This window comes from Nocardia sp. NPDC004068 (assembly GCF_042874315.1).
Classification (GTDB): Bacteria; Actinomycetota; Actinomycetes; order Mycobacteriales; family Mycobacteriaceae; genus Nocardia.
This window is the reverse complement of the sequence record NZ_JBIAMW010000006.1, coordinates 29875-56170: the sequence shown is the minus strand read 5'-3', so window position 1 is coordinate 56170 and position 26296 is coordinate 29875. Positions and strand designations below refer to the sequence as shown.

Genomic DNA, 26296 nt, shown 5'->3' with positions numbered 1-26296 from the left:
ACAGCACGCCGAGCGAGACCCGCATCCCGGTGTGCGGCCCGTCGAGGTAGCGGGCGACCGACGCGGGCGTGGAGTCGGAGAACAACAGCTGATAGGGCACGTCGGTCCCGGTGCGCGTGCGCAGCCGCGCGACGAGTTTCATCGCGACCATGGAATTGCCGCCGAGGGTGAAGAAGTCGTCGTCCACGCCCACCCGTTCGACGTCCAGGACCTCGGCGAACACGTCCGTGACGATCTCCTCCAGGGGTGTTCCCGGGGCCCGGTAGCGCGCGGCCGCCGCGGCGGGGGCGGGCAGCGCGCGCCGATCCACCTTGCCGCTCGCGGTCAGCGGCAGTTCGGGCAGCACGGTGACGCCGGCGGGCACCATGTAGGACGGCAGCCGGTCGGCCACCGCGCGCCGCACGACGCCCGCGTCGAGGTCGCGGCCGGGGGTGGGCGCGACGTAGGCGGCCAGCGCCCCGGTGTCGTCCACGACGACGACGGCCTGCCGCACGGCGTCCGAATCACGCAGCGCCGCTTCGATTTCCCCGAGTTCGACGCGCTGGCCGCGGACCTTCACCTGGAAGTCGCCGCGGCCGACGAACGTCAGCGCGCCGCGCTCCCATCGGACCAGATCGCCGGTCCGGTACATGCGCGAACCCGCGGGTCCGTACGGGTCCGCTACGAATGTCGCCGCGGTGAGCCCGATTCGGTTCAGATATCCCCGTGCCGAACCCGGACCCGCCACGTACAGCGCGCCCACCACGCCCTCGGGCACGGGACGCAGCCAGCCGTCCAGGACCATGGCCCGCACGCCGGGAATCGGGCCGCCGATCGAGACCGGCTCGCCGGGGCGGACCTCCGTGCCGCTCACCCAGATCGTCGCCTCGCTGGGGCCGTAGAGGTTGTGCACCCGGCGGATTCCGGCGCTGTCGGTGCCGGACCATCGGGCGACCAGGGCGGGCGGGCAGACGTCGGCGCCGGTCAGCAGTGCCCGCACCGCGTCGAGCCCCGACGGATCGACCGAGGCGGCCACCGCCGGGGACAGGAACGCGTGCGTGATCCGCTGGCCCCGAAGGAATTCCGTCAACGCCTCACCCGCGACGGCGTTGTCCGGAGCGACGACGAGCGCCGCCCCCGCGGGCACCGCGAGCAGGAATTCCAGCACGGCGGCGTCGAAAACCCGTGCGGCGACGACGGATACCCGCGATTGCGCGTCGACCCCGAACCTCGGTGCGGCGGCGATCGCGAGCCCGGCGTGGGTGACGGCCACACCCTTGGGCGTACCGGTGGACCCGGAGGTGTACACGATGTAGGCCGTATTGCCCACTCGCACAACGCCTCTCCGGTCCGCGTCGGTGACCGGCGCGGCACTGCACCGGGACAGGTCCGGATCGATCACCCGCACCCCGAACTCGCCCGAGAGGTTCCCGAGCGCGATGCTCGCCCCGCTGTCGGCGAGGATGAACCGGTTCCGTTCGGCGGGATGCGCCGGATCGAGCGAGACGAATGCCGCACCGGACTTGGCCACCGCCCACACCGCGCGAATCCATGCCGCCGAGCGCGGAAGGGCGAGCGCGACAACGGTTTCCGGTCCGGCGCCCGCCTCGATGAGCGCGCGAGCGCACCGGTTCGACCACTCGTCCAGCTCCCGATACCGCCACTCCCGCGAGCCCTCGACGATCGCGGGACGATCCGCGTGCTCGCTCGCGACCCGAACGCACAACTCCCCCAAGGTGAACGGCCGAGGCGCCGCGCCCCCGTCGCCGAGTTCTCGCAACCGCCGCCGCTCCTCGGCTGACACGGCATCCAGATCGCGAAGCGGCACAACGGGTTCCGACACCACATCGCGAAGCACCCGGGCCAGCCGCCCGGCGAACCCTTGCACCGTGGACCGGTCGAACAGATCGAGCGCGTAGCTGATCCCGATCGGCATCCCGCCGTCGTCGTCGGGTGTGCCGGACGCGGTGACGGTGAGGTCGAATCGTTCGATCCCGGTGTCGAGCTCCACGCCCTCGGCCCGCAACCCCGGCAGCCGCGCCGCGGCGTGTTCGAGTCCGAGATTCTGGAAGGCCAGCATCACCTGGAACAGCGGATGATGGGACCGGCTGCGCGGCGGATCGAGCTCCTCCACCACCCGCTCGAACGGAATGTCCGCGTGCGCGAACGCGTCCAGATCCACCCGCCGGACGCCGTCGAGCAGTTCGGCGAACGACGCGGACTCGTCGATTCGCGTCCGCAGCACGAGGGTGTTGACGAACATGCCGACGAGATCGTCGAGCGCGGCCGCGCCCCGGCCCGCCACCGGCGTGCCGACCGCGATATCGGCCGTGCCCGCCAGCCGGGACAGCACGACCGCCAGAGCGGCGTGCAGCACCATGAACACCGTCACCCCGCGCTCCCGCGCCAGGGCCCGCAGCCCGGCGGCGGTCTCGGCGTCCAGGGTGAACCAGTACGCGGCCCCTCGATGCGAAGCGACCACCGGCCGCGGGCGATCGGTCGGCAACTCCAGCCGATCCGGCGATTCGGCCAATCTCTCGGTCCAGTAGGCCAACTGCCGCGCCAGCGCACTGTCCGGATCGGCCTCCTCCCCGAGCACCTCGCGCTGCAACAGCGCGTAGTCCGCGTACTGGACCGCCAACGGCTCCCACCCCGGCGCACGCCCCGCCCGCCGCGCCGCGTACGCCAGCGACAGGTCCCGAGCCAGCGGGGCCATCGACCAACCGTCCGCCGCGATGTGGTGCACCACGAGCGCGAGGACGTGCTCCTCAGATCCGGTGCGCCACAACCCGATCCGCAACGACGGCTCCACCGCGAGATCGAATCCGCGTCGCGCCCACGCCGCCACTGCACTCTCGACCTCGGCCCCTTCGATCACGATGGGCCGCACCGCCGGGTGGTGATCGGGCGGCAGGATGCGCTGGAACGGGACGCCCTCGTCGTCGGGGAACAGGGTGCGGAGGCTTTCATGGCGGGCCACCACATCGCCGACGGCGGCCTCGAGGGCGGGCACGTCCAGATTGCCGGTCAGGCGCAGGACGAGGGGGATGTTGTAGGCGGTGGCGGACGGGTCGAGGCGGTTGACGAACCACATTCGCCATTGGGCGAAGGACAGCGGAATACGATCCGGCCGTTCGCGGGCGGAAAGCGCTGGGGCCGAACCGGTTCGGGACGCGCGAGTGGCGAGGACCCGGGCGAGTCCGGCGGGGGTGGGGGTATCGAAGACGTCCCGGACCCCGACGTCGTAGCCGACGGCCGCCTCCACGCGCGCCGCCGCCTGGGTCGCGGACAGGGAGTGGCCGCCGAGTTCGAAGAAGTCATCGTCCACCCCGACCTTGTCCAGGCCGAGCACGTCCCGGAAGACGGCGGTGACAATCTCCTCGATCGGCGTCGACGGGGGCCGATAGGCCGCGACCTCCCAGCGCGGCGCGGCCGAGCCCTCCTCGTCATCCTCGATCCGAGAGTCATTGCCCCCCAACGACATCAGCCAGCCGTGCTCCCACCGCACCCGCTCCCCGGTCCGGAACATCACGGCACCCGGCGGCCCGAACGGGTCGGCGACGAACACCCCCGCGTCGCCCGCGCGGCTTAGCGGGTCGCCCGACCCAGCGGCGAACACCTTCAGGTCGCCCTCAGCGGACCCGGACGCTCCGACCTTGTCGCCCAGACGGTTTCGCGGCACCGCGGCCCCCGCGACATACAACTCCCCCACCGGTGCCGGACGCAGCCATCGGTCCAGGACCAGCAGCCGGACGCCGGGGACGGGGCGGCCGAGGGGAACCGGGCCGCCGGGGCGGGTTTCGGCGCCGCTCGACCAGATTGCGAGGGTGCGCGAGGCGGTGTATGTCGAACCGGCGGGCCACCGTTCCATGGCCGTGGGCGAGCAGCCAATCAGAATCGCTCGGAGGCCGGGGATTTCGACGGGGTCGGCGGTCGGGGGCAGGAAGGCGTGGGTGATTCGTTCGGCGCCTAGGAATTCGGGCAATGGTTCGTCGGCGGGTGGGACGAGCCACGTCGCGCCCGCGGCCACGGTCAATGGCAGGGCCGCCGCCGCGACCTCCGCCGCCACGGCGGGATCGGCCGCTACCCGTGCTCCCGCACCGATCCCGTAGCGGGGTGCGCTCGCGGCGGCGAGGGCGGCGTGGGTGAGGGTCGTTCCGGTGGACGCGTCGATCCACGCCGGATCGTCCGGCCGCACCGGGCCGGACCCGATCGGCGCGGCGTCGAACGCGAGCACATCGACACCGTTCGGATCGATGACCGGGATCGCGGAATCACGCACGGCCGGTTGGCCGATCACGAGGGCGACATGGTCCGGCACGGCGTCGGCCGCGACGAGTGGCACGACCACCGCACCCGCCTTCGCCACCGCCCACACCCACCGAACCCAGTCACCGGACCGCGAGACAATCACTCCCACAAGCGTTCCCGGACACACCCCGCGATCGATCAACAGCCGCGCGCCCCGATCGGTCCACTCGTCCAGCTCCCGGTACGTGACCCCGCCCGAACCATCGACGACAGCCACCCGATCCCCGAACTCCGCGGCGGCGCGAGTGAGCCTGTCCCCCAACGGGATCGGCTCCGCGCCCACACCCCCGTCACTCCATTCCCACCACGCCCGCCGCTCCTCCGCCGCCAGCGGATCGACCTCCCCGACCGCCCGCTCGGGATCCACGGTCACCGCGTCCAACACCCGCCGCAACCGCTCCGCGAACCCCGCGATCGTCGACCGATCGAACAGATCCACCGCGTACCCGATGCTGACCGGCACGGGCCCGTCCGTCGCCGGGATGTCGGCCACGGTGACGGTCAGATCGAACCGTTCGACCCCCGTCTCGACCGTCACCGCGTCCACCTCGAGCCCGGGCAGACGGGCGTCGGCGAAGTCCAGATCCAGATTCTGGAACGACAGCATCACCTGGAACAGCGGATGGTGCGCCCGGCTGCGCGGCGGATCGAGCACCTCCACCACGCGCTCGAACGGCACATCGGCGTGGGCGAAGGCGTCCAGGTCCGCCCGGCGCACCCGATCCAGCAGCCGCGCGAAGGAATCCGTGTCCTCGACACGGGTGCGCAGGACGAGCGTGTTGACGAACATGCCGACGAGCTCGTCCAGGGCCGACGTCCCGCGCCCGGCGACCGGCGTACCCACCGCGATGTCCGCGCGGCCGGCGAGTCGGGCCAGCACGAGCGCCAGCGCCGCGTGCATCACCATGAACGGCGTGACGCCCCGCGCGTTCGCCACCGCCCGCATCCGCGCCACCAGTTCGGTGTCCAGGGTGAAGAAGTACGTGTCGCCGCGGTGCGACGCCACCGCGGGGCGCGGACGATCGGTCGGCAGGTCCAGCCGATCGGGCAATCCGGCCAGCCGACCGGTCCAGTAGCCGAGCTGGCGGGCGAGGGTGCTGTCCGGATCGCGTTCCTCGCCCAGCACCTCACGTTGCCACAGCGTGTAGTCCGCGTACTGCACGGGCAGCGGCTCCCATTCCGGGTCCCGGCCCGACCGCCGCGCGGTGTAGGCCCGCGCGAGATCGCGCGCCAGCGGCGCCATCGACCAGCCGTCGGCGGCGATGTGGTGGATGACGACGACCAGGACGTGTTCACCGGAACCGTTGTCCAGCACTGTGATTCGCATCGGAGGTTCGGTCGACAGGTCGAACCCGCGCCGCACCGCCGCGTCCACCTCGTCGTCGACGCGGCCCGGCGCGACGGCGCGCACGATCGGTTCGATCGATCCGGGCGGCAGGATCCGCTGATAGGGTTTGCCGCCCTCGTCGGGGAACACCGTGCGCAGCGTCTCGTGCCGCGCCACCACATCGCCGAGGGCGGCGGTCAGCGCCGCGTGGTCCAGTTCGCCGCGCAGCCGCAGCACGAGGGGGATGTTGTAGGTCGCCGACGCGCCGTCCAGCCGGTTGACGAACCACATCCGCCACTGCGCGAACGACAGCGGCACCCGCTCCGGGCGTTTCCGGGGCGCCAGTTCCGGGCCCGCGGTGTCGCCGGTCCCGGCGTCGAGCACGCGTGCCAGCCGTTCGGCCGTCGGTTCCTCGAACACATCGCGCACGCCGATCCGCACCCCGGTCGTCGCGGCGAGCCGCGAGACCGCGCGCATGGCCGTCAGGGAGTGGCCGCCCAGGGCGAAGAAGTCCTCGTCCGCGCCGACCCGTTCGAGACCGAGGACGTCGGCGAAGACCTCGGCCACCGCGCGTTCGGTGGTCGTGGCCGGGGCGCGGTGCGCCCGTGCGGGCACGACGGGTTCGGGCAGGGCCGCGCGGTCGAGCTTTCCGCTGGGGGTGAGGGGCAGTTCGGGCAGTACCGAGCACGCGCCGGGAACCATGTGGGCGGGCAGTCTCCGGCGCGCGGCGTCCAACACGCGGCCCGGGTCGATGCCGTCGCCGACGAGGTAGGCGACGAGGCCGCCGGTGCGCTTGTGCTGCAATACGACCGCGCGTCGCACCCCATCCTGTTCGGCGAGCACAGCCTCGATCTCGCCCAGTTCGACGCGCTGCCCGCGCACCTTCACCTGGAAGTCGGCGCGCCCGAGGAACTCCAGCGTCCCCCGGTCCGTCCAGCGCACCAGATCACCGGTGCGGTACAGCCGAGATCCGCTGCGGCCGAACGGGTTCGCGACGAACGCGGCCGCGGTCTGTCCCGGCCGGTTCAGATAGCCGCGCGCCTGCTGGATGCCGCCGAGATACAGCTCCCCGCTCACGCCCACGGGCACCGGCCGCAACCAGGTGTCGAGCACGACGGCCTCCGCGCCGCGGATCGGGCCGCCGATGGTGACGGGCGCGCCGGGTTCGAGCGGTTCGCCGATGGTGATCACGATGACCGTCTCGGTGGGCCCGTACGCGTTGTGCAGCCGCCGATCCGGCGCCCAGGCCGCCACCAGTTCGGCGGGCAACGCCTCGCCGCCGACGGCCAGCACCCGGAACGATTCGAGTCCGGTCGGCGACATCGTGGCCAGTACGCTCGGGGTGAGGAAGGCGTGCGAAACACCGTGTCGCCGAATGAGTTTCGCCAGTTCCGCGCCGCCGAAGACGTCCGGCGGCGAGACCACCAGCGCGGCCCCGTGCGGATGCGCCATCAGTATCTCGAGCATGACCGCGTCGAAGCCGGGCGCCGACACCGCCAGGACCCGGGCGTCGGCGTCCACCCCGTACCGGTCCCGTTCCTCGGCCGCGAAGTTCGCCAGACCCTCGTGCGGCACCACCACACCCTTGGGGGTTCCGGTGGAGCCGGAGGTGTAGATCACGTAAGCGGCGTCCGAAGCCCGCAACGGCCGCGTCCGCCTCTCGTCGGTGACGTCCGTCGCCGGATAGTCGCTCAGCCACAACGACTCTCGTCCGTCTAGCGTCACCAGCTCGACCCGTTCCGAACCGGTTACGCCGTCCACCGATTCGGCGGCCCAGGCCGCGGTGGCGTCGATCGAGATCACCAGGCGCGCGGCGCAATCCGCGATCATGCGGGCGGCCCGCTGCGCGGGATAGCGCGGATCGATCGGGACGAACGCCGCGCCGGATTTGGTGACCGCCCAGATGCTCGCGAGGAAGTCCACGCCGCGGTGCATGGCCAGCGCGACCGTGTCGCCGGGGCCGATGCGACGCGCGATGAGGGAGTGCGCCAGGCGGTTGGCGTATTCGTCGAGTTCGCGGTAGGTCAGGGTGTCGGTGTCGGTGATGACGGCGAGGGCGTCGGGATCGCGGGCCACCCCGGCGGCCAGCAGGTCGGGCAGCGGTCGCGGCGCGTGCGCGGGGCCGCCGCGCACGGGAGCGAGGCGCGCCCGCTCGGCGGCGGTGAGCAGGTCGATATCGGCCATGCGGAGCGACGGATCGGCGGTCATGGCGTCGAGCACCCGCAGGAGTCGGTCGGCGCACGCCCGGACCCATTCCTCGGTGAAAACGTCCGGGCGGTACTGCATTTGGATGCGCAGCGGTTGTCCCTTGACGATCACCAGGGCAAGCGGATAGTGCGTGGAGTCGCTCGACCGGAGTTCCTCGACGCGCATGCCGTCGAGGGCGGCGGCCCGGGCGGTGAGCCCGGCGGAGTCGATGGGATAGGACTCGAAGACGACCACGGTGTCGAACAGGCTCGCGACACCGAGGGCGGCGTGGATGTCGGGCAGGCCGGTGTGATGGTGGCCGAGCAGTTCGGCCTGTTCGGCCTGGACGCGGCTCAACACTCGGGCGAGCGGTTCGGCCGCGCCGTAGCGGACCCGTACCGGAATGGTGTTGATGAACAGGCCGACGGCGGATTCGATGCCGGGCAGTTCCGCTGGGCGGCCGGAGACGGTCGCGCCGAGCACGACGTCCGCGCGGCCGGTCAGGTAGCCGAGGACGGTCGCCCACGCCACCTGGAACAGGGTGTTCGTGGTGACCCCGGCGGCCGTCGCGGCGGCGGTGAGCCGCGCCGTGCGGTCGGCGTCGAATTCGATGGGGAGCCGGGCGGTTTCGGTGTCGGTCGCGGGTGGGCCGTCCTGCGGGGCGAGCAGGGTGGGCGCGGCGTCGGCCAAGGCGTGTCGCCAGGCGCGCAACGACGCCTCGGCGTCCTGGGCGGCCAGCCAGGCGAGGTAGGAGCGGTATTCGGCGGTGGGCTCGGGGGCGGGTTCGCCGGTGTAGGCGGCGAACAAGGTCGTCAGCACCGAGGGCAGCGACCAGCCGTCGAGCAGCGCGTGATGGTTGGTCAGCAGCAGGACGGCTCGGTCGTCGGCGACGGTGATCAGCGTGCAACGCAGCAGCGGCGCGGTGTCGACGGCGAACGGCTCGGCCTTGTCGCGATCGATCTCGGCGGTCAGCGCGCGGTCGGCGTCCGGTATGCCGACAAGATCGACGGTGCGCCAAGGCATTTCGACCTGTTCGGCGACGATCTGGACGAGTTCTCCGGCGGCGTCGGTCTCGAACGCGACCCGCAGATTCGAGTACCGGTCGAGCAGCGCGTTCGCGGCGCGGCGCAGCCGTGCGGCGTCCACGACGCCGGTGAGGGTGAGCGCCAATTGCACCGTGTACACATCGGTGGCCGCATCGGCCAGACGGGCATGGAACAGCAGTCCGGACTGCAACGGTGACAGCGGCCAGACATCGGTGAGGCGCGGGTGGGCCGCCTCCCAGCCGTCGATATCGGCCTGGGTGGCGCGCACCAGCGGGAAGTCGGACGGGGTGTGGCCGCCGCTGCGCGGATCGGCCAGCCGGGTGACGACGGCCGTCACCGCGTCCGCCCACAGCCGGGCGAGTTCGTCGACCGATGCGCCGTCGAGGATCGTCTCGGTGAAACCGAAAGTGGCGGAGAGGATCCCGTCGGTGACGACGGCGGTGACGTCCAGAGCCGCCGTCGTCGGAGCCGCGCCCGCGGCGAAGGCCGTGACCTCGCCCAGTTCGTCGGTGAGCGCGAAATCGCCCGCTCCCCGTTCACCGGTCGCCAAGCGGCCGAGGTAGTTGAAGGCGATCTGTCCCGGGACGGGACCCGAAAGCGACCGCGCCGTCTCGCTGTTGAGGTATCGCAGCAACCCGTAGCCGATCCCGTGGTCGGGGATCGCTCGCAACTGCTCCTTGACACTCTTGACCGCCCGTACGATCGCCGTACCACCCGCGTGGGCGTCGGCGAGATCGATCCCGGCGAGATCGATGCGCACCGGGTACATGGTGGTGAACCAGCCCACGGTCGCGGTCAGATCCGCGCCCGGCAGCACCTGTTCCTCCCGCCCGTGGCCCTCCAGGCGCAGCAGGGTGGACGGCTCGCTCACCCCGCGCCGCGACCGCCAGCGCGTCACGGCCAATGCCAGCGCGGCCACCAGCACGTCCTGAATGTCGCCGTGCACGGCGGCTGGCGCGTGAGTGAGCAGCGCCTCGGTGATCTCGGGGGTGAGTCGAATTCGCCGCAGCCGCATAGCGTTCGGGTCGGCGGACGGTACCGAACGCGAACCCAGCAGCGGGTCCGGCCCCTCGGCCATCCGCTGCCACAGCGCCAATTCCGCTGTGCGGCCCGGTGATTCGGCCTCGGCCGCCAGCCCGTGCGTCCAGCGCCGCATGGACGTGCCCACCGGTGCCAGCGCGCGGCCCCGCCAGGCGGCGACGAGATCGGGCAGCAGGATCCGCCACGAGACACCGTCCACCACGAGGTGATGCGCGACGACGATCACATGCCCGCTCACATCGGGTTCGACCGGGTCGAGCCAAACGACCTGGAGCACAATGCCTTCGGCGGGGTCGAGCCGATCGAGCGCGGCCTCGGTCGCGGCGACGGCGAGACGCTCCCGGTCCGCCGCCCTGACCTCGACCCGCCGCACGAGCGAGGCCACGTCCACCGTGCCCGGCGCGCGCGTCTCGAGCCGCCAGTCCTCCTCGTCGCGCCACAGCCGGGCGCGCAACATGTCGTGCCGGTCGATCACCGCGGCGAGGGACGCCACGAGACTCGCGTGGTCGAGTCCGGTGGGGGCGGTGAGCACGACGGTCTGGTTCACGCGCCGGAACTCGCCGCGTTCGACCATCCATCGCACGATGGGCGGCACCGGCATCTCCCCGACGCCGCCGCCGGGCGGTTCCGCCGGAACCGGTGCCGCCGTGGCCGACTCGGCCACGCGCGCCAGTCCGGCGACCGTGCGCGCCTCGAACACCTGTCGCGGCGTGCACACCAGCCCGCGATCCTTCACCCGCGCGACCACCTGGATCGACAGAATGCTGTCCCCGCCCAGGGCGAAGAAGTCATCGTCGGCCCCGACCCGCTCGAGGCCCAGCACCTCGGCGAACACCGCGGCCACGATCTCCTCGGCGGGGGTGGCCGGTGCGCGCGAGACGGACGCGGTGGGCCGCGGGTCCGGCAGCGCCCGCCGATCGACCTTCCCGCTCGGGTTGAGCGGCAGTTCGTCGAGCACGGTCACGCTGTCGGGCACCATGAACGCGGGCAGCCGCCGCGCCGCCTCCTGCCGCACCGCGACCGGATCCGGCGAATATCCCGGTGCCGGGGTGACATAGGCCGCCAGCCGCCCACCGTCGACCACCACGACCACCGCGTGATTGACCTCCTCGGTGGCCGCGAGCACCGCCTCGATCTCCCCCGGCTCGAGCCGCTGTCCGCGGATCTTGACCTGAAAGTCGGTGCGGCCCAAGAAGATCAGTGTCCCGGCCCCGTCGCTCGGCACCCAGCGCACGAGATCCCCGGTCCGGTACATGCGCGATCCGGGCGGCCCGAACGGATCGGCGACGAAAGCCGTTGCGGTGGTGGCGATGCGGTTCGGGTAACCGCGTGCCACACCGGGGCCGGACAGGTACAGCTCGCCCGCGATGCCCGGCGGAACGGGGCGCAGCCAGGCGTCCAGTACGCGCAACCGTACGCCCGACAGGGGGCCGCCGATGGCGATGGGCGCGTCCGGGGACAGCGGGACGCCGGTCACCAAGACGGTGGCCTCACTGGGGCCGTAGAGGTTGTGCACCAGGCGTTTTCCGGCGGTGTCGGTGTGCCACCAGCGGGTCACCAGGCCCGGGGGCACCGCCTCGCCGATGGTGAACAGGACACGCAGGGCGTCGAGCCGGTGCGGGTCGAGGGTGGCGGCCACGGCCGGGGTCAGGAAGGCGTGCGTGGCCCCGGTGCTCGCGAGGAATTCGGTCAGGGGCGGCCCGGCGTAGGCGTCGTCGGGTGCCACGACCAGCAGCGCGCCCACGGTGACCGCCGAGAACAGCTCCAGGATGGACGCGTCGAAGGTGCGGGTGGCGACGGCGCAGACGCGGGAGTCGGCGTCCAGACGGCACCACGGATACTGTCCGAGCGGAACGGCCCGGAGCCCGGCGTGGGTGACGGCGACGCCCTTGGGCACGCCGGTCGAGCCGGAGGTGTACACCAAATACGCGGTATTGTCCCGGCGTACGAGGCCACGCCGGTCCGCGTCGGTGAGCGGCGCGGGACTGTACCGGGACGGATCGAGCCGCGCGAGATCGAGGACGAGCTCGACTCGCTCGGAAAGCTCTGTCTCCGAAGGGTTCTCGCCGTCGACCAGGACGAGCGTGGCGGCGCTGTCGGCGAGGACGAACCGATTCCGTTCCGCCGGGTGCGCCGGATCGAGGGAGACGAACGCGGCCCCGGTCTTCGCCACGGCCCACACCGCCCGCACCCAGCTCGCGGAACGCGGAATGCGCACGGCGACAGTCGTTTCCGGTCCGGCTCCGGCCTCGATGAGCGCCCGCGCGCACCGGTTCGACCAGTCGTCGATCTCCCGGTAGGTCCACTCGCCGGTCGCGTCGGCCAGCGCGGGGCGGTCCGCGTGGTCGGCGGCCGCCCGGACGAACATCTCGGGCAGCAGGACCGGCGGACCCGGCTCCCCGCCGTCTCCCCACCGCCGCACCAACTCTCGTTCGGTGTCCTCCAGCACGTCGATCGCGCGCACGGGTGCGGCGGGGTCGGCCGCCAGCGCCCGCAGCGCGCGCTCGAGCCGCCGTCCGAACGCCTCGATGGTGGTCCGGTCGAACAGGTCCGTGGCGTAGCCGATGTGCACGGGAACCGCACCGCGAGTGCCGGGCTCGAGGTCGGCGACGGTGACGGTGAGGTCGAAGCGTTCGATGCCGAGTTCGACGGGCAACGGGGTGACCTCGAGGTCGGCCAGCCGCACGGGTTCCGGGTCCAGGTCGATGTTCTGGAACGCGAGCATCACCTGGAACACCGGATGATGGGCCTGGCCGCGCGGCGGATCAAGGGCGTCGACCACGCGCTCGAACGGAACGTCGGCGTGGGCGAAGGCGTCCAGATCCACACGCCGGACCCGGTCCAGCAGTCGCGCGCCCGATTCGGACTCGTCGACGCGGGTGCGCAGCACGAGCGTGTTGACGAACATGCCGACGACGTCGTCCAAGGCGGCCGCGCCGCGACCCGCGATCGGCGTGCCGATCGTGACATCCCCGGTGCCCGCCGCGCGCGACAGCACCAGCGCCAGCGCCGCGTGAACGAGCATGAAGACCGTCACACCCTGCGCCCGAGCCGTTTCCCGGACCCGCTCGATCAGTTCGGCGTCGAACGCGAATTCGTGGGTGTCGCCGCGCTGCGAGGCGATCTCGGGTCGCGGCCGATCGGTGGGCAGCTCCAGCCGATCCGGCGCCCCCGCCAGTTGCCGTGTCCAATAGTCGAGTTGGGCCGCGAGCACACTGTCCGGATCGGAGTCCAGGCCGAGGGTTTCCCGTTGCCACAGCGCGAAATCCGCGTATTGCACCGGCAGTGGCTCCCAGTCGGGGCCGCGTCCGGCCCGGCGCGCGGCGTACGCGCGCGACAGATCCCGCGCCAGCGGGGCCAGCGACCACCCGTCGGCGGCGATGTGATGCAGCTCGAGCAGCAGGACATGCGTGTCGAAACCGGTGCGCAACAACCGGATTCGCAGCGGCGGCCGCGTCGCCAGGTCGAAGCCGCGACGCACGGATGCCGCCACCGTCGCCGCCACCGCCTCGGGCGCGACCTCGCTCAGCTCGAGCGCGGGCACCGCCTCGTCGACGGGCAGGACGAGCTGATACGGCACGCCCGCCTCGTCGGGGAACACGGTGCGCAGGCTCTCGTGCCGGGCCACGAGATCGCCGAGCGCACCCGTGAGCGCGTCGATGTCGAGCGGTCCGGTCAGGCGCAGCGCGAGGGCGATGGTGTAGGCCGCCGACTCGGGTTCGAACCGGTTGATGAACCACATGCGCTGCTGCGCGAACGACAACGGCACCCGGTCGGGGCGCTTCCGCGCGGTCAGGGCGGGGGCGTCGGTGGCGGTGGAACGCCCGGCCAGCAGGGCGGCGAGACGGGCGGGGGTGGGGGCCTCGAAGACGTCGCGGACGCCGATGGCGGCGGACAGACGGGCGGCAACCCTGGTGGCGGACAACGAATGTCCGCCCAGCGCGAAGAAGTCGTCGTCGACGCCGACCCGCTCGGCACCGAGCACGGCGGCGAACACCGCGACGACGGATTCCTCCAATGCCGTGGCGGGCGCGCGGTAGGTCGAGGCGACGGGCCGCGGTGCGGGCAGCGCGCGCCGGTCCACCTTGCCGCTCGGGGTCAGCGGGAACTCCTCGAGTGGCACAATGACCGCCGGGACCATGAAACCGGGCAGCCGGGCCGCCACGAACTCCCGGAGTTCGCCCGCACCGATCCCGGACGCCGCGGGATCGAGGACGACATAGGCGACCAGTTGCCGCTCGCTGCCCGTGCCGCGTGCGACGACCACCGTGCGGGCGACCGCCGGATGCGCGGCCAGGGCCGCCTCGATCTCGCCCGGTTCGATCCGGTAGCCGCGGATCTGCACCTGATCGTCGGCGCGTCCGGCGAATTCCAGCACGCCGCCACGGGTCCAGCGCACCAGATCACCGGTCCGGTACATGCGTTCCCCGGTGCCGAAGGGGCAGGCCACGAAGCGCGCGGCCGACAGCGCCGCGCGGCCCAGGTAACCGCGCGCCAGTTGCGTTCCCGCGACGTACAATTCGCCCGCGACACCGGCCGGGACCGGGCGCAGCCACGAATCCAGCACGTAGGCACGGACATTCGCCACGGGCGCGCCGATCGGCACCCGGTCGGCGTCGAAGTCGGCGGGCAGGATGTGGGTGGTCACGCAGACCGTGTTCTCGGTCGGCCCGTACGCGTTGGCGATGGCGACGCCGGGCCACCGTTGCCGGAAGCGCGCGACCGCGCCGGGGCCGAGGGCGTCGCCGCCGGTCACGACCTGCCGCAGCGAATCGCCCGTCGCCTCGGGCTCGACGGCGGCCAGGACCTCGAACAGGGCGGTAGCGGCGAACATCGTCGTGACGCGATGCTCGGACACGGTGCGCAGCAATGCGATCGGATCGAGCAGATCGGGGGGCGCGACCACGAGGGTGGCGCCCGCGAGCAGGACGGGCCACATCTCGTACGCGGACGCGTCGAAGGCCAGCGAGGACCGCAACAGCACCCGCTCCCCCGCGCCGCCGGGCCAGCCGTACCGGGCCATGTTCACCACGGCACGATGCTCGACCACGACGCCTTTCGGGCGTCCGGTCGAACCCGACGTGTAGATGATGTAGGCGGCGTCGGCGGGTCCGGGCGGTTCGATCACGACGGGATTCCCGGCCGCGTCCGGGTGCGTGTCGTCCAGACACAGAGCCGAATCGTCGGCGATCGGGAGCCGCGCGGCCGTCGCCGTCGTGGTCAAAACGAGCCGCGGCGCGGCGTCGGTGAGGATGAATTCGATACGCGCGCTGGGGTATTCGGGATCGATGGGCAGATACGCCGCACCCGCCTCGGCGACCGCCAGCAGCGCGACCACCACCTCCGGGGATCGCGGCAGGGCGACGGCCACCAACTCGCCCCGGCGCACGCCGCGCCCGGCGAGCGTGACGGCCAGTCCGCTCGCGCGCCGCGCCAGCTCGGCGTAGGTGATCCGCTCGTTCCCGGACACCACCGCCACCGCGTCGGGGTGCGCCGCGACCCGCCGACGAAACACGTCCGGCAGGGTGGCCTCGGCGGGCAGCGGCGCGGCCGTCGCATTCCATGTGCGCAGCAGGCGATTTCGCTCGCCGAGGGTGAGGATCTCGATGCGCGGGAGCGGGATCGCGGGATCGGCCGTGACGGTGCGCAGCACGGTCAGGTACCGCTGCGCGATGTCCTCGACGGTCTCGCGGTCGAACAGGTCGGTGGCGTATTCGATCCGGCCCGCCAGCTCCGCGCCGATCGGCCGGAGATCGACGTGCAGATCGACCTTGGCGGTGGCGGTGTCGGTGGGGACGAACTCCACCTCGAGGTCGGCCAGGCGCAGGTCGGGCAGCGGGTTGTCCTGCACCGCGAACGACACCTGGAACAACGGGTGATGCGCCGCCGACCGCTCGGGGTGCAGCGCCTCCACCAGCCGCTCGAACGGCGCGTCCTGATTCTCGTAGGCGGACAACGCCTTTCGGCGCACCTGCGCGAGCACCTGATCGAAGCGCGGGCCGCCGGACAGGTCCACCCGCAGCACCCAGGTATTGACGAAGAACCCGATCAGCTCGTCGAGCGCGTCGTGCGTGCGCCCGGCGATGGGACCGCCGATGCTGATATCGGTGCCCGCCCCCAGCTGGGACAACAGCACCGCCAGCGCGGACTGCGTGAGCATCGACACCGTGACCTGCCGCTCGCGGGCGACGCGCCGCAGCGCGTCGTGGGTCGCGGCGTCGACCGTGAATTCGACGGTGTCGCCGCGATGGCTCGCCACGGGTGGGCGCGGCCGGTCGAGGGGCAGCGTGATGGGCTGCGGCGCGTCCGCCAATTCCTCGTGCCAGTACCGGAATTGGCGCGCCATCGGGCTGTCCGGATCGGCCTCCGCGCCGAGGCTCTCCCGCTGCCACAGCGTGAAATCGACATACCGCACCGGCAACGCGGGCAGCCGCGGATCCCGCCCGGCCCGCCGGGCGGCATAGGCCGCCGACAGATCCCGCATGAGCGGTGCGGCCGACCACCCGTCCGCGGCTATGTGATGCAGCACCACGACCAGCAGGTGTTCCCGAGTTCCGGTCCGCAGCACGGTGATTCGCACCGGCGGTTCGGAGGCGAGATCGAAGCCGCGGCCGACCAGGCTCGCGATCGCCGCCTCCACCTCCCCGGGCTCGACGGCGTATGCCGGGATGGATGTCGGCCCCGCCCCCTCGGGCGCGCGGGATTCGGACGAGGACACCGCGACCGACTCGGCGAAGGGCGGGGCGGCCGTCGGGAGGGACGCGGCGAGCGCCTCGACCGGAAGGACACGCTGGTAGGGCTCGCCGTCGATGTCGGGGAAGGTGGTGCGGAGGGTTTCGTGGCGGGCGAGGAGATCGAGGAAGGCGGCCGTGAGGGCGGCGGTGTCCAACGGGCCGGTGAGGCGAACAACCAATGGGACGTTGTAGAGGGGGGAGTCGGGTTCGAAGCGGTTGATGAACCACATGCGGAGCTGGGCGAACGACAGCGGCGGGCGCTCCGGGCGTTCGCGGGTCGCGAGCAGGGCCGGGCGCGTGCCGGTTCCGGCGCGGGCGGACATCGAGGCGGCCAGTTGGGCGGGGGTGGGCGTGTCGAAGACGTCCCGCACCCCCACCTCGGTGCCCGTGGTCGCGGTCAGCCGGGCGGCCACCCGGGTCGCCGAGAGGGAGTGGCCGCCGACGGCGAAGAAATCGTCGTCCACGCCGACGCGGTCGAGGCCGAGTACCTCCGCGAAGATCCCCGCGACGATCTCCTCCAGTACGGTCGACGGCGCGCGATGGCTCGCGACCGTCGGCCGCGGGTCGGGCAGGGCGCGGCGGTCCACCTTGCCGTTGGGGGTGAGGGGAAGTTCGTCCAGCGGCACGATCGCCGCGGGAATCATGAAGCGCGGCAAGCGATCTGCCACGAATCCGCGGATCTCGTCCGGCGTGACGTCGGGCCGGGCGAGGACGACGTAGGCGATCAGCTGTTTGTCGGCGGCACCCGCGCCGCGGGCGATCACCACGGCCCGCGTCACCGCGGGATGGGTCAGCAGGGCGGATTCCACCTCACCCGGCTCGATCCGATAGCCGCGGATCTTGACCTGATCGTCGGCGCGGCCCGCGAATTCGAGCACCCCGGCCCGCGTCCAGCGCACCAGGTCACCGGTCCGGTACATGCGCTCGCCGGAACCGAAGGGGCAGGCCACGAAGCGGGCCGCCGACAGTGCGGGCCGTCCGAGGTAGCCGCGCGCCAATTGGGTTCCGCTGACATACAATTCGCCCGGCACGCCGAGCGGCACCGGCCGCAGCCACGAATCCAGCACGTAGGCACGGACATTCGGCACCGGCGTGCCGATCGGCACCCGATCGGCCGCGAAATCGCCGGGGACGGCGTAGGTGGTGACGCAGACCGTATTCTCCGTGGGCCCATAGGCATTGGCGATCGCGATGCCGGGCCACCGCTCCCGGAATCGGGCCACCGCCGCCGGACTCACCGCGTCCCCACCCGTGACCACCTGGCGCAGGGAGTTCGTCTCGAGCCCGGCCGTCGCCAGAACCTCGAACAACGCGGTGGCCGCGAACAGGGTCGTCACGCCGTGGTCGGCGACGGTCCGCGCCAGCACGACCGGATCGAGCGGGCCCGCGGGCGCGACGACCAGCGTCGACCCGGCCAGCAGCACCGGCCACATCTCGTAGGCGGACGCGTCGAAGGCCAGCGAAGACTGCAACAGCACCCGCTCGCCCGCGCCGCCGGGCCACCCCGACAGGGCCATGTTCACCACGGCCCGGTGTTCCACCACAACGCCTTTCGGGCGACCGGTCGACCCCGATGTGTAGATCACATACGCGGCATCGCCGGGCGCGCAGACGTCGGGAACGGCACCGTCGCCGCCCGCGACGGCGTCCACGCACAGGTGCGCGTGCCCGTCGAGCGGCAGGGTCGCGGCGGTCCGCTCGGTGGTGAGCACGAGCCGCGGTGCGGCGTCTCGGAGAATGAATTCGACACGGGCCGAGGGGTATTCGGGATCGATGGGCAGATACGCCGCCCCCGCCTTCACCACCGCCAGCAGTGCCACCACCACATCCACCGACCGGGGCAGCGCCACCGCGACCACCGAACCGCGGACCACGCCGTGCTCGATCAGGTTGTGCGCCAACCGATCCGCGCGCTCCGCGAGTTCCGCGTAGGTCAGCCTCGTATCCCCGGCCAGCACGGCCACCGCGTCCGGGGCCGCCGCCACCCGCCGCGCGAACAGCCGGGTGAGCGTTGGTTCGGCGGGCAGCGGCAGCGCCGTGTCGTTCCGATCCCGCAGCAGCAGTTCGCGTTCGCCGGGGGCGAGGAGATCGATCCGGTGGATCGGCGCCTCGGGTTCGGCGGTGACGGTGCGCAGCAGGGTCACGTACCGGGCGGCGAGATCCTCGACGGTGTCGCGGTCGAACAGGTCGGTGGCGTATTCGATCCGGCCCGCGAGCGGCGCGGCGGCGGCGTTCTCCGTCAGGTCGACGTGCAGATCGAATTTGGCGGTCCCCGTACCGGTCGGCACGTACTCGACGGCGAGGTCGGCCATGCGCAGTTCGGGCAGCGGATTGTTCTGCAAGGCGAACGACACCTGGAACAGCGGGTGATGCGCCGCCGACCGTTCCGGGTGCAGCGCCTCCACCAGCCGCTCGAACGGCGCGTCCTGATTCTCGTACCCGGCCAGGGCCTTGCCGCGGACCTGCGCGAGCACCTCATCGAAGCGCGGGCCGCCGGACAGATCGACCCGCAGCACCCAGGTGTTGACGAAGAACCCGACGAGGTCGTGCAGCGCCTCGTCGGTACGTCCGGCGATGGGTCCGCCGATGCTGATATCGGTGCCCGCGCCCAGCTGGGACAGCAGCACCGCCAGCGCGGACTGCATGAGCATCGACACCGTCACCTGCCGCTCGCGCGCCAGCCGCCGCACCGCCGCGTACAGCTCGGCGTCGAGGCCGAATTCGACGATATCGCCGCGGTGGCTCGCCACGGGCGGGCGCGGCCGATCCGCAGGCAGGGTGACCGTTCGCGGCGCGTCCGCCAATTCCGTTCGCCAGTAACGGAATTGGGTCGCCATCGGACTGTCCGGATCGGATTCGTCGCCGAGGTGGTCCCGCTGCCACAGGGTGTAGTCCGCGTATCGCACCGGCAGCGGCGCGAACTCGGGCGCGCGGCCCTCGCGCCGGGCGGCGTAGGCGGCGGACAGATCCCGCACCAGCGGCGCGGCCGACCAGCCGTCGGCCGCGATGTGATGCACGACCAGCACGAGCACCTGTTCGCGAGAACCGGTGTGCAGCACCGTCGCTCGCCACGGCAGTTCGGTGGCCAGCTCGAAGCCGCGCCGCACCAGCTCGGTGACGGTCGGCTCGAGGTCGGCGGGGTCGATCGCGCGCGTCGCCAGCGACGGTACGGCCTCGGCGGCGGGGAGGATGCGCTGATACGGCTCCCCGTCGACGTCCGGGAACACGGTCCGCAGCGTCTCGTGCCGGGCCGCCACGTCACCGAGTGCAGCGCCCAGCGCCGCGAGGTCGAGATCGCCCCGCGTCCGCAGCACGACGGGCATATTGTAGGTCGCCGCCGCGCCCTCGAACCGGTTGAGGAACCACATCCGGGATTGGGCGTAGGACAACGGCATTCGCTCCGGCAGCGGGCGGGCCGTGAGCGCGGGCCGCCGCGCCCCGGTCGCGTGGTCTGCGCAGGACCGCGCGAGCCGGGCGGGGGTCGCCGCCTCGAACACGTCCCGCACGCCCACGGGCACGCCCAGCGCGGCGCTCACCCGCGCCGCGACCCGGGTCGCCGAGAGCGAATGCCCGCCCGCGGCGAAGAAGTCGTCGTCGACGCCGATCCGGTCCAGGCCCAGCACCTCGGCGAAGACGGCGACCACGAGTTCCTCCGCGGGGGTGGACGCGGCGCGCCGGTCGTCCGCCGCGAAGACCGGTTCGGGCAGCGCCCGCCGGTCCACCTTGCCGTTGGGGGTCAACGGGAACTCGGCCAGCACCGTGATCGCCGCGGGAATCATGAAGTCCGGCAGGCGATCCGCCGCGAATCGCCGCAGGTCCCGCGCGAGGGCCGGGGCGGGCGGATCCGCCACCACGTACGCGAGCAGCCGCTTGTCCGCGAGGTCGCCGTCCGCGTGGGGGACGACCAGGGCCTGCGTGACCGCCGGATGGGTGAGCAGCACGGCCTCGATCTCGCCGGGTTCGATCCGGTAGCCGCGGATCTTCACCTGATCGTCGGTCCGGCCCGCGAACTCCAGCGTCCCCGCGCGCGTCCAGCGCACCAGATCACCGGTCCGGTACATGCGCTCGCCCGCGACGAACGGGCAGGCCACGAAGCGCGCGGCGGTCAGCCCGGTCCGGTCGCGGTATCCGCGCGCGACCTGCGCTCCCGCGAGGTACAACTCGCCCGCCACGCCGACCGGGACCGGTCGCAGCCGCTCGTCCAGCACGTAGGCCCGCACATTCGGCACCGGCAGGCCGATCGACACGGTGTCGGTGAGCGGGCCGGTCGCCACGCACACCACGGTGTTCTCGGTGGGGCCGTAGGCGTTGACGATCTCGACGCCGGGCCAGCGCTCGCGAAACCGTGCCACCGTCGCCGGGCCGAGCACGTCGCCGCCGGTGACGACCTGACGCACCGTATCGGCCCGCACCTCGGGTCCGGCGGTGGCCAGCAGCTCGAACAACGCCGTGGTCAGGAAGACGGCGGTGACGTCGTGCCCGACCAGCTCTGTGACCTCGAGGCGTCCCGGCGCGGCGATCACCACCGTCGTCCCCGCCACCAGCGCGGGCCAGATCTCGTAGGCGGAGGCGTCGAAGGCCATCGACGAATGCAGCAGCACCCGTTCGCCCGCCCCGCCGGGCCACGCGTGCCGCGCCATGTTCAGCAGCGAATCATGGTCGATGACAACGCCTTTCGGGCGCCCGGTGGAGCCGGAGGTGTAGATGACGTAGGCGGCGTCGCCCGGACGGGGAATGTCGGCCCGCTCGAACGGATCGCCGTGACCGAGGTCGACGGCGTCCAGGCACAGTCGCGCCCGATCGGCCAGCGGCAGGGCCGCGACGGTCTCCGCCGTGCCGAGCACGATTCGCGGATCCGCGTCGGAGAGGATGAATTCGATACGCGCCGTAGGGTATTCGGGGTCGATCGGCAGATACGCCGCGCCCGCCTTCAGCACGGCCAGCAGGGCCACGACCACCTCCGGGGAGCGCGGCAGCGCGATCGCCACCAGCTCGCCCCGGCGCACGCTCCGGTCGGCGAGTTCACGCGCGAGGCGGTCGGATCGGGCGTTCAACTCCGCGTAGGTGAGGCGGCCGCCCTCGAAGCGCAGCGCGATCGCGTCCGGCCGGGCGGCGGCCCGCGCGCGGAACTCCCCCACCACCGTCGTATCCGGTGCGGTGTTGGTCCGCAAAACCGCCTGTGCGAGTAGTGCTTCGCGCTCGCGGGGCGTGAGCAGCTCGATATCGAGCACGGACGCGGACGGTTCCGCCGTCACCGCGCGCAGGACCCGCAGGAATCGCTCGGCGAAGTCGGCGACGGTGGCGCGGTCGAACAGATCGGTGGCGTATTCGACGCGGCCGGCGAGCGCCGACGCGGCGGGCGCCTCGATCAGATCGATGTGCAGATCGTCCTTGGCCGTCCCGGTCGGGGCGGTCAGGTATGCGGCGCACACACCGGGCAGGTCGACGGCGGGCAGCGCCGTGTCCCGCACCGCCAGCGACACTTGGAACAGCGGATTGTAGGAGGTGGACCGCACCGGGTTGAGCAGCTCCACCAGCCGCTCGAACGGTGCGTCCTGATTCGCGTACGCCGCCAACGCCTTTCGCCGGACCTGGTCGAGCACCTCGGCGAAGCGCGGGCCGCCGGACAGGTCCACGCGCAGCACCCAGGTGTTGACGAAGAATCCGACGAGGTCGTGCAGCGCCTCGTCGGTGCGTCCGGCGATCGGGCCGCCGATGCTGATATCGGTGCCCGCCCCCAGCCGCGACAGCAGCACGGTCAGCGCCGCCTGCGTCACCATCGACACCGTCACCTGATGGTCGTGGGCCAGCCGGTGCAACGCCGCCCGCAGCGGCGGTTCGACGGTGAACTCCACGGCGTCGCCGCGCCTGCTCGGCACGGGCGGGCGGGGCCGGTCGAGCGGCAGCCGGGTCGGCTGCGGCGCGTCGGCCAATTCCGTTGCCCAGTAACGGTATTGCGTGGCGAGCACGCTGTCGGGGTCGTCGGGTTCACCCAGTCGTTCCCGCTGCCACAGCGCGAAATCCGCATACTGCACGGGCAACGGGGCCCAGTCCGGCTCCCGTCCGGCGCGCCGCGCCGTGTACGCCACCGTCAGATCCCGCAGGAACGGATCCATGGACCAGCCGTCCGCGGCGATGTGATGCACCACGAACACCGCGACGTGCTCGTGCGCGCCGCATCGGAACACGGTGGCACGCAAGGGCGGATCCACCGACAGATCGAATCCGCGCCTGGCCTCCGCCGCCACCGCGGCGTCCAGTTCGGCCGGATCGATATCGCGCCGCACGAGGTCGGGGGCGGCCGTCGGCGGCAGCACCTCCTGGTACGGCACCCCGTCCACATCCGGGTAGCGGGTGCGCAGCGTCTCGTGCCGCGCGACCACGTCGGCGAGCGCGGCGGCCAGCGCCGCCCGGTCCAGCGGTCCCGTGAGCCGCAGCGCCAACGGGATGTTGTAGGTGGCGGCGCCGGGTTCGAAGCGGTCGGCGAACCACATGCGCGCCTGCGCGTACGACAGCGGCACGTGCCGTGGCCGCTCCCGGGGCGTGGGCCGCTCCGGCACCGGACCGGTCGCGCGCGTGTCGAGCAGCCGCGCCAGTTCGGCGGCGGTCGGCGCGTCGAACACGTCCCGCACCCCGACGTCGCGGCCCGTGGCGGCGCTCAGCCGGGACGAAACCCGGGTCGCGGTAATGGAATTCCCGCCGTGGGCGAAGAAGTCGTCGTCCACCCCGACCCGTTCGACGCCGAGCGCCTCCGCGAACGCCGCGACCACGGCCTCCTCCGCGGCCGTGGCGGGGGCGCGGTAGTCCGAGACCGGCGCCGGCGGCGCGGGCAGCGCGCGGCGATCGACCTTCCCGCTCGCGGTGAGCGGCCACTCGTCGAGCACGGTCACGGTGTCGGGGACCATGTACCCGGGCAGACGATCGGCTGCCGCCCGCCGCACCGCGACCGGATCGAGAGTGTGGCCGGGGGCGGCGGTGACGTAGGCGGCCAACCGTATTCCGTGCACGCCGTCGTGGGTGGTCACCACGGCCTGACGCACCGCGTCCGCCTCGGCCAGCGCCGCCTCGACCTCGCCGAGTTCCAGCCGTTGCCCGCGGATCTTGACCTGAAAGTCCGCGCGCCCCACGAACATCAGCGCACCGCGCTCCCAGCGCACGAGATCACCCGTGCGGTACAGGCGCGACCCGGCCGGGCCGAACGGGTCGGCCACGAACGACGACGCCGTGCGCCCCGCCCGATTCAGGTAGCCGCGGGCCACGCCGGGACCGGAGACGTACAGTTCGCCCACCGCGCCGGGCGGGACGGGCCGCAGCCAGCCGTCGAGCACCAGCAGCCGCACACCGGGCGGCGGCGCGCCCAGCGCCACCGGATCCCCGGGCCGCAGCCCGGCGTCGGTCACCCAGATGGTGGCCTCGCTGGGCCCGTACATGTTGTACAGCTCGCGCCGCCCGACGGCGTCGGTTCCGGCCCACCGGCGGACCAGCGCGGGCGGGCATGCCTCGGCGCCGGTCAGCAGGACGCGGAGGTCGTCGAGCCCCTCGGGGTCGACCGAGAGCCCGACGGTCGGCGACAGGAACGCGTGGGTGATCCGCCGCGCGCGCAGGAACTCCGCGAGCGGCGGCCCGGCGAAGACGTCGCGCGGGGCGATCAGCAGGGCCGCGCCCGCCGGGACCGCGAGCAGCAGCTCCAGGACGGCGGCGTCGAAAGTCCGTGCGGCGACGGCGGATACGCGCGAGCGGGCGTCGACCCGGTAATGGTCGAGCTGGGCGGCGGCGACCCCGGCGATCCCGGCGTGGGTGACGGCGACGCCCTTCGGCACGCCGGTCGAGCCGGAGGTGTAGACGATGTAGGCGATATTGCCCGGCCGCACCGGACCGCGTCGCTCGGCATCGGTGATCGGCGCGGCGTCGTGCGACGACAGGTCGATCCGGTCGGGATCCAGTACCCGGATGCCGAAGTCCGCCGGAAACGACTCGGCCAGAACCAGTTTCGCGCCGCAGTCCGCCAGAATCCCGCGATTGCGTTCGACCGGATGGCCGGGATCGAGCGAGACGAACGCGGCGCCGGTCTTCGCGACCGCCCACACCGCCCGCACCCACGCCGACGAACGCGGAAGCGCCAGCGCCACCACGGTTTCCGGCCCGGCGCCGACGGCGATCAACGCCCGCGCGAACCGGTTGGTCAGCTCGTCCAGCTCCCGGTAGGTCCACTCCCGCGCGCCGTCGCCCACCGCGAGCCGATCCGGATGTTCGGCGGCGGCCCGCGCGAACAGTTCGGGCAGGGTCCGCTCCCCCGGGCCGGGGCCGCCGTCGCCCCAGGCGGCCAGCAGCCGTCGTTCCTCGTCCCCGAGCAGGTCGACGGAATCGACCCGGGCCGTGGGGTCTTCGGCCGCGCGGTGCGCGAAATCGTCGAGGAAGGCGAGGAAACGACGATGGTGCCGGGCGAGTTCGTCGCCGGTGTAGACGGCGGGGTTGGCGAAGAAGTCCACCCGCGTGCTCCCGATGCCCGCGGCCGGGTACACGTTCACCGACAGATCCGAGATCAGCCCCGGGCTCAGCACCTCCAGGCGTCCGGTGTGCCCGCCGACGACCAGTTCGGTGTCGAGGATCATCAGGTCGACCATCGGCCCGAACGCCTGATGCCGGTGCCGCGCAACGCTTTCCGAGTCGGCCAGCATATCCTCGTGCCGGTAGCGCTGATGCCGGGCCACCTCCAGCAGTTCGCGCCGCACCGCCTCGACCAGCGAGCCGACCGTGGCGTCCGGGCGCACCGCGATCCGCAACGGCACGATATTGGCCACCATCCCGCCGGAGCGCCGCATGGACGCGGTCACGCGCGCGGAGACCGGCAGGCTCAGCACGACCTCCTCGGCGCCGGTCGTGCGGGCCAGGAACGCGCCGACCGCGGCGACGACCAGCACCGCCGGACCGCCCGAACCCGCCCGGGCGGCGGTCCGCAGGGCGGCGTTGCACTCCGCGGACAGCACGCCGCCGACGGCCAGCGGATGCTCCTCGGCCAGCGCGCCGCGCGCGGCGAGGGTGACCGGTTCGGGCAACTCGGCCAGATACTTCGACCAGAACGCGCGGTCCTCGTCGAAACGCTCCGAGCTCCGGTACTGCGCGTCCGCGTCGACGATCTCGCCGATCGACCGAATCCGTTGTGGCGCGAGGCTTTCGCCCGTCAGCGCCGCGGTGTGCAGCCGCGCCGCGCGACTCAGGATGTTCATCGCGGCGGTCCCGTCCATCGCGATGTGATGGGCCCGCAGATACCAGAACCAGCGCCGCTCGCCGACCCGCAGCAGCGCCCCGGCCACCAGCGGATCCCGCAGCGGGTCGACCGGCGCGCGGTACTCCGATCGCATCCACTCCCGGGCCGCCGCGACGGGATCCGGCTCGCCGGTGAGGTCGAGCCGCCGCACCGGGTCGGGCGCGGACGCCGCCACGGTCTGCGCGGGCTCGCCGTCGATCTCGACGATGCGGGTGCGGGCGATCTCGAATTCGTCCAGCGCCCGGCGGAACGCCTCGGCCAGCAGATCCGCGTCCAGCTCACCCGCCAGCTCCACGGCGAGGGCGTTCGTCATCGGGGTCGAGCCGGACAGCCGCTGGAGCATTCGGATCGCGCGCTGCGCCGCGGTGAGTGGGAACGTGGTCGGATGGCTGTGGTCGGACAT

The 26296-nt window shown here is 72.5% G+C and carries 1 protein-coding gene (cut by a window edge); it reads right to left on the bottom strand.

All coding sequences use genetic code 11. The features are described from left to right. On the bottom strand, positions 1–26296 hold the 5' portion of the coding sequence (locus ACFYTQ_RS16300) for a non-ribosomal peptide synthase/polyketide synthase (protein ID WP_387361390.1). The gene continues 782 nt to the left of window position 1, outside the view; only the first 26296 of its 27078 coding nucleotides appear in the window; the start codon lies at positions 26294–26296; the stop codon falls past the left edge of the window.